This window comes from Polaromonas sp. P1_E1_2, assembly GCF_056406035.1.
The window spans coordinates 1-1,274 of sequence record NZ_JBFUAZ010000873.1; the positions used below are offsets into that span (position 1 = coordinate 1).

Sequence of the window (1,274 nt, forward strand, 5' to 3'; positions counted from 1 at the left end):
CCTACAGCGGCTACGGCCACTACGACTCGGACGAGTTGCTGGACAACGTTGGCGAAATGGGTCAGGCCAAAAACCCCAACGACTACGGCACCGCCCGAAAGCGTCTGCAAGGCGCCGCCAGTTCCACCGAAGAGGCTATGCTGAAAGCGGCCCGCAACTATGGCGGCAGCCAGTATTCCGCCGGCACCGCGCCGCCGCAGGAACTGCAAAACCAGCACTTCGGGCAACTCATCGTGAGCTGCGAAAAAGCTGATCTTCGCCCCGGTCCGACAGGCATCGCCATCTACGCTGACGGCGAAAAAACCTTCGAACCCCTTCCTGCCCCGACAGTCCCACGCCAGGAAGTGATCGACGAGCTCTTTGCCGCGGTGGTGGAGGGTCGCTCACCGGTGCATAGCGGCGAATGGGCCCGGGCCACCACGGCGGTGTGCCTGGCGCTGCTGGAGTCCGCGCGTACCGGGCGGGATTGCCGGCCGGGGTACCAAGTGCGTCACAATGCCGGTTCATGACCAACGACACCCAAAACATCATCCGGCACTGGCGTGAAGCCGTTCCCAATGACCGCCTGGCGCACCTGATCCGTGACGCTTCACGGGCCTTTCACAGGGCCTTGCAGGTACGGCTGGCGGAGCATGGCGTTCCCTTTGGCCACTGGACCTTCCTGCGCATCCTCTGGGAGTCGGACGGGCTGACGCAAAAGGAGCTCAGCGAGCGTGCCGGCGTGATGGAGCCCACCACCTTCATCGCGATGAAGGCCATGGAGTCGCTGGGCTACATCGTGCGCAAGCAGCTGCCCACCAACAAGAAAAACATGTACGTGCACCTGAGCGACAAGGGCCGGGCGCTCAAGAAGCTGCTGGTGCCTTTGGCCGAAGAAACCAACAACGTCAGCATTGAAGGCATTGCACCCGAAGACATCAAAACCACGCGCGCGGTGCTGCTTGCCATGATTGAAAACCTCGCAAAAGACGAGCTGCTGCAAACACCACCCGCAACGAAGCGCAAGGCTGCCGCAAAACCGGCCACGCAGTCCCCCTCGGCCACGCACAGCAAACGTGGTAAAAAAGCCGCGTCCTGAAACCCGCACGGCGTCCCTTCGTGAAGCCATCGCTCCCGCACCCGTTTCGCCGGGTATAGTCTGCCCATGTACACGCCTTTTTCAAGCCATGCGACAGCGCCAGCCCTGGTGGCCGATGACATGCGCCTGACAGGCGGCTTTACCGCTCCCCCACCTGCCGCACCTCCGCGCAACGTGGTTGCTTCCGGCGCTTACC

1 protein-coding gene and 1 pseudogene are annotated in these 1,274 nt (G+C 62.7%); both read left to right on the top strand.

Annotated features, from left to right (window positions below; all coding sequences use genetic code 11):
- Window positions 1-509 (top strand): annotated as a pseudogene (locus tag AC1D1P_RS23680) (gfo/Idh/MocA family oxidoreductase); the annotation flags it as partial.
- Window positions 506-1,078, top strand: a complete 573-nt coding sequence (locus AC1D1P_RS23685; protein WP_477667839.1) for a MarR family winged helix-turn-helix transcriptional regulator — start codon at window positions 506-508, stop codon at window positions 1,076-1,078. The pseudogene AC1D1P_RS23680 and the gene AC1D1P_RS23685, both read left to right, overlap by 4 nt.
- Window positions 1,079-1,274: the final 196 nt, after the last annotated feature.

What these genes read in the sequence shown, in the direction of transcription:
- AC1D1P_RS23685 (WP_477667839.1), top strand. Translation starts at nt 506, where the DNA reads ATGACCAACGACACCCAAAACATCATCCGGCACTGGCGTGAAGCCGTT.